This window comes from Streptomyces sp. NPDC057474 (genome assembly GCF_042802555.1).
GTDB lineage: Bacteria > Actinomycetota > Actinomycetes > Streptomycetales > Streptomycetaceae > Streptomyces.
Map to the genome: position 1 here is coordinate 1 of NZ_JBHVDX010000323.1, position 8,120 is coordinate 8,120.

At 70.1% G+C, this 8,120-nt stretch carries 8 protein-coding genes; 4 read left to right on the forward strand and 4 right to left on the reverse strand.

Translation table 11 applies throughout. The annotated features are described in order from the left end of the window. Positions 1–2 precede the first annotated feature (2 nt). The 3 genes from mtnB to ACFU53_RS44370 are packed head-to-tail and all read right to left on the reverse strand — an operon-like array spanning position 3 to position 1,938. On the reverse strand, positions 3–611 hold the full coding sequence (mtnB, locus tag ACFU53_RS44360) for a methylthioribulose 1-phosphate dehydratase (protein WP_384005606.1): 609 nt from the start codon (positions 609–611) through the stop codon (positions 3–5). Then, the gene (gene mtnC, locus ACFU53_RS44365) at positions 608–1,342 is read right to left on the reverse strand and encodes an acireductone synthase (protein ID WP_384005607.1); all 735 of its coding nucleotides are present in this window, start codon (positions 1,340–1,342) and stop codon (positions 608–610) included. The genes mtnB and mtnC overlap by 4 nt, the downstream gene beginning before the upstream one ends. Beyond that, positions 1,339–1,938, reverse strand: coding sequence for an acireductone dioxygenase (locus tag ACFU53_RS44370; RefSeq protein ID WP_384005609.1), 600 nt, complete (start codon positions 1,936–1,938; stop codon positions 1,339–1,341). The genes mtnC and ACFU53_RS44370 overlap by 4 nt, the downstream gene beginning before the upstream one ends. Before the next feature lie 590 nt (positions 1,939–2,528). Here ACFU53_RS44370 and ACFU53_RS44375 point away from each other — a divergent pair. From ACFU53_RS44375 to mtnK, 4 genes are read left to right on the forward strand one after another with little or no spacing between them, the layout of a single operon-like run. After that, positions 2,529–3,638: a substrate-binding domain-containing protein gene (locus tag ACFU53_RS44375; protein WP_384005611.1), complete on the forward strand. Its 1,110-nt coding sequence runs from the start codon at positions 2,529–2,531 to the stop codon at positions 3,636–3,638. Next, complete coding sequence (locus ACFU53_RS44380) at positions 3,625–5,178, forward strand: sugar ABC transporter ATP-binding protein (RefSeq protein ID WP_384005613.1); 1,554 nt, start codon at positions 3,625–3,627, stop codon at positions 5,176–5,178. Before ACFU53_RS44375 ends, ACFU53_RS44380 begins: the two co-directional genes overlap by 14 nt. A 55-nt stretch (positions 5,179–5,233) precedes the next feature. After that, entirely contained in the window at positions 5,234–6,295 is a 1,062-nt protein-coding gene (locus tag ACFU53_RS44385; protein ID WP_384005615.1) for an ABC transporter permease, read from the forward strand. 15 nt (positions 6,296–6,310) lie between these two features. Next, a complete protein-coding gene (gene mtnK / locus ACFU53_RS44390; protein ID WP_384005616.1) occupies positions 6,311–7,483 on the forward strand; it encodes an S-methyl-5-thioribose kinase in 1,173 nt (390 codons plus the stop codon). On the opposite strand, the gene ACFU53_RS44395 is transcribed toward mtnK, so the two are convergent. Continuing rightward, entirely contained in the window at positions 7,472–8,050 is a 579-nt protein-coding gene (locus ACFU53_RS44395) for an SMI1/KNR4 family protein (RefSeq protein WP_384005618.1), read from the reverse strand. The genes mtnK and ACFU53_RS44395 overlap by 12 nt on opposite strands. Positions 8,051–8,120 lie beyond the last annotated feature (70 nt).

Below are 8,120 nucleotides of genomic sequence, written 5' to 3' on the forward strand. Positions count from 1 at the left end.
CGTCAGCGCTGGGTGAGTTCCAACTCCAGCAGCCACTCCACCACTTCGGTGTGGTGGCGGGCCTGGCGAGGGGTGGCACCCCAGACGTACAGGCCGTGGCCGGCGACGACCACCGCGGGCATGCGGGGATCGCGGGCCGCCTCCAGACGGTCGCCGAGGACCTTCATGTCCTGGCTGTTGGTGATGACGGGGAGGGTGACCTCGACGTCGTGGGCGGGCTGGCCGAGGCCCTTCAGCATCTCCAGGTCCTTGAAGACGATGCCGCCGGGCTCGCGGCGGCCCATGGCGACGGAGGCGACCGTGTGGACGTGGACCACGGCCCCGGCGCCCGTGAGCGCGGCGACGCGCGCGTGCAGCTCGGCCTCCGCGGACGGCTTGCCACCCTGGACGGCTGCACCGTTCCCGTCGACCAACACCACGTCCGCGGGCGTCAGTTCCCCCTTGTCGTGGCCGCTCGCGGTGACCGCCAGCCGCAGCGGATCGCGGGACAGGACCACCGAGAGGTTGCCCGAGGTGCCGCGCATCCAGCCGAAGGAGGCGAAGCGGGCCGACTCGGCGGCCAGGACGGCGCCCGCCTCCTCCAGGTCGAGTGCCGAGATCTCGGTGGTCATGCGGTGCTCCCAGTGATGGTGATCTCGTCGAACGTCCCCGCCTCCGCGTGGTCGCCGACGCCTTGCTCGTAGTACGGCTCCCCGGGCCGGCGGATGCCGACGGCGTGCCAGCCGGCCTCCCGCGCCGCGTCCAGTTCGCCGGGCCTGTCGGAGAGGAAGAGGACGCGGTCGGGGGTGGCGGAGAGGCCGAGGGCCGTCGCGATTCTGCGGTACGACGCGGCCTCCTGCTTCGGCCCCGCGTTCTCGGTGTCGTACAACCCCTCGACCAGCTGCAGCAGATCGCCCTCGGGGCTGGACCGGAACCAGGCGCGCTGGGCGGCCACGGAACCCGAGGAGTACACGTGGAGGCGTACGCCCGCCGCGTGCCAGGCGCGCAGGGCCGGTAGGACGTCGCCGTAGAAGTGGGAGACGAGGTCGCCGCGCGCGAAGCCCTCGGACCAGATGACGCCCTGGAGGGTCTTGAGAGGGGTCGCCTTGCGGTCCTCGTCGAGCCAGGCGTTCAGCGCCTTCTCGATGCGTACGTCGTCGGCGTCCGGCTCGGCGATGAGATCCCGCACCTGCGCGACCGCCCGCACCACCTCCGGATCACCGCTCCGCTCCGAGAGCAGTGCTCCGAAGCGAGAGCGGGAGTACGGGTAGAGCACGTCGACGACGAAGCCCGTGGCGCTCGTGGTGCCCTCGATGTCGAGCACCACGGAGTCGAGGGAGTCGACGTCGAAGACCTGGCTCACGCCGCCGCCTTGTCCTGCTGGTACCCGGCGTCGATCGTGTCGTAGTCCGGGAAGCGGGAAGCGATCGTGGAGCCGGTGAAGTTGCCGATCCAGCCGTCCTCCTCGTGGAAGAAGCGGATCGCGGTGAACGACGGGGCGGTGCCCATGTCGAACCAGTGCGTCGTACCGCGCGGCACACCCAGCAGGTCGCCCTTCTCGCAGTAGACCGCGTGCACCTCGCCGTTCACGTGCAGATAGAAGATGCCGGAGCCGGAGACGAAGAAGCGGACCTCGTCATCGTCGTCGTGCGTGTGCTCCTGGAGGAACTTCGCGCGCGCGGCCTTCGCCTTCACCGGGAACTCGGGGTCGTCGCTCGGGTGCAGTCCGAGGACGTCGACCGTCGTGAAGCCTTCCTCGGCGTTGAGCCGCTCGATCTCCGGGCCGTACGCGGCGAACACGGTCTCGCTGTCCGCGTCGAACGGCACGTCCTCGCGGATCGGCCACTGCTCGTAGCGCACCCCGAGCGGCGCCAACGCGGCCGCGATCTCGACGGGATCGGAGGTACGACGCACCAGGGTCTCCGGTCCGGACTCGGGCCAGGTGGTCAGCAGGGTCATGAGAGCAACTCCAGGAGTCTGGAAGGAATGTCCGGATGCTGAGACCAGTACCGGACGGGGGAGGGGGAGGAGTGGGGCGAGGAGGGGAGAGACTGTGGCGGCGAGTGGAGCGGCGTGCAGCGGGTCAGCCGCGACACGGCGCGCCGGTACAGCGGCGCATGCAGGGCATACGCAGCGCTGTTGCGCTCGGTGTCGTCATCGGGGCCTCACTGTGCCGGGTCGGGTGCCGGTCCCGTGATGGTAACTCCGAAGGGCGTGCCCGCCACGCGCGCACGGCGTGTGACGTAATCGATGTCTCGCATGACGAGATGCGGCGTCCATTTCTTTGACGGATGGCTGAAATCGTTCTCATGATCTGCGTATGAAGACGCTGCTGCTCGTGCGGCGGCTGTACGTGGACTTGCTCCGGTCGACCACGGCCAGCTGTCGCTGACCTCTCCCGGAGCTCTGACGCGCCCCCGTTCCCGGGGCGTTCACGCCGCCTGCGCGTGGCTCATTCCCGTCCCTCGCTCCGGGTCCGCACCCCCGCTTCATCTCCCACGCACTCACGCACCCACGCGTGTTCGCACCACCGCGCACCTGGAGCCGCAATGTCCCGCTCGTCCCGCCGTACCCGCCTCCCCCTCGCCGCGCTCTCCCTCGCCTCCGCCTCGGCCCTGCTCCTGTCGGCCTGCGCGCAGTCCACGGACGCCTCCAAGGACGCCGGCGACACCGCCGCCTCGGCCTCCGCGGCCACCGGCAAGAAGCCCGCCCCCTTCAGTGAGGGCACGGTCAAGGTCGCCCTGGTCCGGCAGAGCGGCGCCGGTGACTACTTCGAGCAGTGGGGCAACGGCGCGAAGGCGCAGGCCAAGGCCCTCGGCATCGACCTCACGGTGTACGACGCCCAGGCCGACAACGCCAAGCAGGCCACCGACCTTTCCTCGGCGATCAACTCCGGCGCCAAGGCGATCATCATCGACCACGGCTTCCCGGCGACGATCCAGCCGGAGATCGACAAGGCCGTGAAGAAGGGCATCAAAGTCGTCGTCTACGACGTCGAGACCGACACCAAGGGTGTCGTCTCCACCAAGCAGGACGACGCGAGCATGGCCCAGGCCGTCCTCGACGTGATGGCGAAGGAGGTCGGCAAGGACGCCAAGGTCGGCTATGTCAACGTCGCCGGCTACGCGGCCCTCGACAAGCGCGACACCGTCTGGAAGTCGACGGTCGACGCGCAGGGCTGGAAGCAGGCGTTCAAGGTCGGCAAGGTCACCGACTCCACGGCCACCGACAACGTTCCCCTCGTCTCCGCCGCCCTCACCCAGCACTCCGACGTGGCGGGCGTCTTCGCTCCCTACGACGAGCTGGCCAAGGGCGCGGTCCTCGCCGTGCAGAACAAGAAGCTCCAGGACAAGGTGAAGGTTTTCGGCGCCGACGTCTCCAACGCCGACATCCAGGCCATCACCGCCAAGGACAGCCCGTGGGTCGCCACGGCGGGCACCGACCCGTCCGCCGTGGGCGCCGCCGTGGTCCGTACGACCGCCCTTGAGCTGGCCGGCCAACTGAACAAGACCTCCGTCGAGTTCCCGGCCGTCGCCATCACCCAGGACTTCCTGCGTGAGAAGAAGATCGCGAACATGGACCAGTTGCGCGAGGCGCTGCCCGCGCTGAACCTGTCGCAGGTCTCGACCGCCGACTGGATCTCGAATGTCGCCCACTGACACCAGCCACGCAAGGACTGACGTCGGCGAGGGCAGGGCGGCCGTCAGCCTGCGGAACATCAGCAAGATGTTCGGCGGCAGGACGGTGCTCGCCTCCGTCTCGCTGGACATCGCGCCGGGCAGCGTGGTCGCGCTGCTCGGCGCCAACGGCGCAGGCAAGTCCACGCTGATCAAGATCCTGTCCGGGGTGCACGCCGACCACGGCGGCGAGGTCCTGGTGGACGGCTCCCCGGCCGCCCTCCAAACCCCTCTCGCAGCCCGCCAGTTGGGCATCCAGACCGTCCACCAGCGCATCAGCGAGGGCGTCGTCCCCGGCCTCACCGTCGCCGAGAACCTCGTCTTCGAGGAGCTGGCGCAGAGCCGCGGAAACCCGTTCCTGAACGGGAGCAAGCTGCTCGCCCGCGCCCGTGAGATCCAGGCCGCCCTCGGCCTCGACTGGACCGACGCCGTCCTCAAGCAGGACGTCACCGAACTCGGCATCTCCGACCGCCAGTTGCTCATCCTGGCCCGTGCCCTCGCCACCCGCCCCCGCCTGCTGATCCTCGACGAACCGACCTCCGCGCTCTCCGCCGCCGAGGCAGAGCGCCTGTTCGCGCTGGTCGAGAAGATGCGGGACGACGGCATCGCGGTCCTCTACGTCTCCCACCGCCTCGGCGAGATCGACGCCCTGGCCGACCGCCTGGTCGTACTCCGGGACGGCCGTCTCACCGAGGACCAGACCCGCCCCTTCGACTGGGACGCCGCCCTGCGCGCGATGCTCGCCCAGGCCCAGGAGACGACCACCGCCCGCCCGGTCCGGGAGGGCGACCAGGGAGACGTCGCCCTGTCCCTGAAGGGCGTACGCCTCTTCGAGGGCCGCACCCCGCTCGACCTCGACATCCATGCCGGCGAAGTCACCGGCGTCGTGGGCCTGTTGGGCGCCGGCAAGACCGAGCTGGCCCGAGGCCTCTTCGGCGCCGAGCCCTTCACCACCGGCACGGTCGAGCTGGACGGCAAGCCGTACGCACCCCGCCGCCCCGCCGACGCCATCCGCGGCGGCGTCCACCTCGTCCCCGAGGACCGGCACGCCGACGCCCTCGTCCCCGGCTGGTCGGTGGCCCAGAACATCTCCCTGCCGTTCCTGAAGTCCCTGTCCAGGCTGGGCCTGATGAACACGGCCAGGGAACACGCCCTCGGCCGCGCCACGATCGACGTCCTCGGTGTCGTCACCCGCGACGAGCACAGCACCGTCGAGGAGCTGTCCGGCGGCAACCAGCAGAAGGTCGTCGTCGGCCGCTGGCTCGCCGAGACCCCCCGTGTCCTCGTCCTGGACGAGCCGTTCCGAGGCGTGGACATCGGCGCCCGGCGCGACATCGGCCGCCGCGCCCGCGCGCTCGCCGCCGAGGGCGCCGCCGTCCTCGTCCTGTCCGCCGACGTCGACGAAATCCTGGAAGTCGCCGACCGGGTCGTCGTCCTCGCCGCCGGTGAGATCCACCTCGACGTGTACGGCGAGGACGCCGAGCGCGACCGCGTCATCCAGACCATCTCGGCGTCCGTGTGACCCCGGCCCGCCCGAGGATGCCGCAGGAAGTCCCAGGAACTCCGAGGAAGCACCCATGACCACCACCAACAGCACCGAGGTCCCCGGGAAGACGCCGGTCCCGGCCATCACCGCGACCACAGGCGCCACCACGGCCGTACGCGTCCAGAACGCCGTCATCAAGTACGGCTTCATCTTCGTCACGGTCGTGCTCTTCGCGTACTTCGCGCTGAGCGAGGGCTCCTTCCGCGAGTCGGCGACCCTCCTCGACACCCTCCGGTACGTCTCCGTCGCCGCCATCCTCGGCCTCGGCGTCACCCTCACCATGGCCGTCGGCGGCATGGACATGTCCGTCGGCGCGGTCGCCGGCCTCGGCGTCTCGGTCGCCGCCCACACGATGGTCGTCCACAACCAGATCGGCACGGTCGCGATCATCGCGGTCCTCGCGGCGGGCGCCCTCGCGGGCCTCCTCAACGCCCTGCTGATCGTCGTGCTGAAGATCCCCGACATGCTGGCCACGCTCGGCACCATGTTCGTCATCCAGGGCACCAAGCTGATCCTCGTGGACGGCCAGTCGATCACCCCCGGCATGACGCTGGAGGACGGCACCACCGCGCCCGGCAGGTTCACCGACGGCTTCCTGAAGATCGACCGAGGCACGGTCCTCGGCATCCCGATCTCGGTCGTCGTCTTCGGCGCGCTCACGGTGGCCGCCTGGGTCTTCCTGGCCCGGACCCGCTGGGGCCGCGTCTTCTACGCGATCGGCGCCAACCCCGAGGCCTCCCGCCTGGCGGGCATCCGCGTCGGCGCGTACCGCGCGCTGGCGTACGTCCTCTCCGGCGTCCTCGCCTCCATCGGCGGCCTGATCCTGGCGTCCCGCATCGGCCAGGGCGATGTGAGCGCCGGCACCTCCCAACTGCTGGAGGCGGTCGCGGTGGCACTGGTCGGCACCTCGGTCCTCGGCCGGGGTCGCCCGAACGTCTGGGGCACGGCCCTCGGCGCGGTGCTCATCGGCATCATCACCACGGGCCTCACCATCAAGGGCCTGCCGTACTACACCCAGGATGTCGTCGAGGGCGCGGTCCTCATCCTCGCCCTGGTCTTCAGCTTCACGTTGTCCAAGCGCCGCACGGCTTAAGGGAGTTCACCGACCATGGGCTACCGCATCCTGGAAACCGACGACATCCCCGCGTACCTGCGCGAGCGGGGTCACTGGGAGGACGTCGACGACATCACCGTCCGCGAGGTGTCGGACGGCAACATCAACCGCGTCTTCCTCGCCTCGAACGCCGCCGGCACCCGCGGCCTCGCCCTCAAGCAGGCCCTGCCCTGGGTCCGCGTCGCCGGCCCGTCCTGGCCGCTGAGCCCCGACCGCGCCGACGCCGAGGCCCGCGCGTACGAGCAGCTCGCCAAGGTCGCCCCCGACGAGATCCCCGAGATCCACGGCTACGACCCCGAGAACCACGCCCTCGTCATGGAGGACCTCTCCGACCTGGAGGTCCTGCGCACACTCCTCAACGACGGCGCGTCGTACGGCCCGCACACCTCACCCCAGATCGGCCGCCTCGTCGCCCGACTCTCCTTCGCCACCAGCGACTTCGGCATGGAGTCCGCCGACCGCAAGGCGCTGCTCGCCGCCTCGGTCAACCCCGAACTGTGCAAGATCACCGAGGACGTCGTCCTCTCCGAGCCGTACATCGAGCACGAACACAACCACTGGCACCCCGGGTTGGACGACCTGACCACCGCCTTCCGTGCGGACACCGCCCTGCGCACCGAGGTCGCCGACCTCCGCCATGTCTTCATGACGAGCGCCCAGGCCCTCCTCCACGGAGACCTCCACTCGGGCAGCGTCATGGTCGGCGACCGCGAAGGCGTCCACGTCGTACGCGCCTTCGACCCCGAGTTCTCCTTCGTCGGCCCCATCGGCTTCGATCTCGGCCTGTACTGGGCCAACGCGCTGGTCTCCGAGGAACGGGCCCGTGCCCTGGGGACCCTCACGGACCACGGCGACCAACTCCGCCTCTCCTGGGAGGCCTTCGAGGCCGAGTTCCGCCGCCTCTGGCCCACCCGCGTCGACACCTTCTTCGACGACGCCTACCTCGACCGCTTCCTCCACCGCGTCTGGACCGAGTCCCTGGGCTTCGCCGGCACGGAACTCATCCGCCGCATCATCGGCTTCGCCCACCTGACCGACCTGACAACCCTGGAGAACCCGGTACCGGCATCTCGCAGGGCACTCCTACTGGGCCGCGAACTGATCGTCCGCCGTACGGAGCTGACCTCACCGGCCGCGGTGCGCGAGTTCGTCGCCTCACTCGGCTGACTCGGTCGACTCGGCGTCGAACCACTCCTTCCCGGCGGCCCAGTGCGCGACCCAGCCGCCGAACCCGGGCGCGGAGGTCGTATGGCCGAACTCCGCGCCGAACGGCAGGGCACCCACGTCGGCGACGTGCCATATGTGTCCCCGATGGGGGCCGGTGACGACGAGGTGCCAGTTCATGGCGCACCCGTCCGTCCCGAGCACGATCGAGCCATGGTTGAGGACCTCGTCGATGAGGGCTTTCCAGTCCTCGTACGGGCCGTCGTCCTCTTCCCACAGCCAAGTTGCCGTGAGCGGGAAGGGCTTGCCCAGGTTTCGGTCCGCCCCGTCGTTTCCCCAGTCGTCGGGCAGTTGGGCCAGCCCCACGAGTCCGTACTCCGGCGGCCCCTGGAACGATCCGTCGGAGATCTCCGCCACGAACGTCCGGTACGGCTCCGGGAGCACCACCCCGTGCTCCGCCTCGAAGGCGTGCACCGCCGCCCAGCCGAGAGCCGACTCCCCACCGCCGTCCACGGCGAACGCCTCGCGCAGGGCGGCCAACTCGACGGGGTCGGCGTGATCGATGTTCATGCGCTCATGAAAGCACCCGGCACTGACAACCCGGCATGAACAACCCGGCACGGACGGCCCGGCACACGGA

Coding starts and splice junctions, on each gene's coding strand:
- ACFU53_RS44370 (WP_384005609.1), bottom strand. CDS start 1,938: ATGACCCTGCTGACCACCTGGCCCGAGTCCGGACCGGAGACCCTGGTG.
- ACFU53_RS44380 (WP_384005613.1), top strand. CDS start 3,625: ATGTCGCCCACTGACACCAGCCACGCAAGGACTGACGTCGGCGAGGGC.
- mtnK (WP_384005616.1), top strand. CDS start 6,311: ATGGGCTACCGCATCCTGGAAACCGACGACATCCCCGCGTACCTGCGC.
- ACFU53_RS44385 (WP_384005615.1), top strand. CDS start 5,234: ATGACCACCACCAACAGCACCGAGGTCCCCGGGAAGACGCCGGTCCCG.
- ACFU53_RS44395 (WP_384005618.1), bottom strand. CDS start 8,050: ATGAACATCGATCACGCCGACCCCGTCGAGTTGGCCGCCCTGCGCGAG.
- mtnB (WP_384005606.1), bottom strand. CDS start 611: ATGACCACCGAGATCTCGGCACTCGACCTGGAGGAGGCGGGCGCCGTC.
- ACFU53_RS44375 (WP_384005611.1), top strand. CDS start 2,529: ATGTCCCGCTCGTCCCGCCGTACCCGCCTCCCCCTCGCCGCGCTCTCC.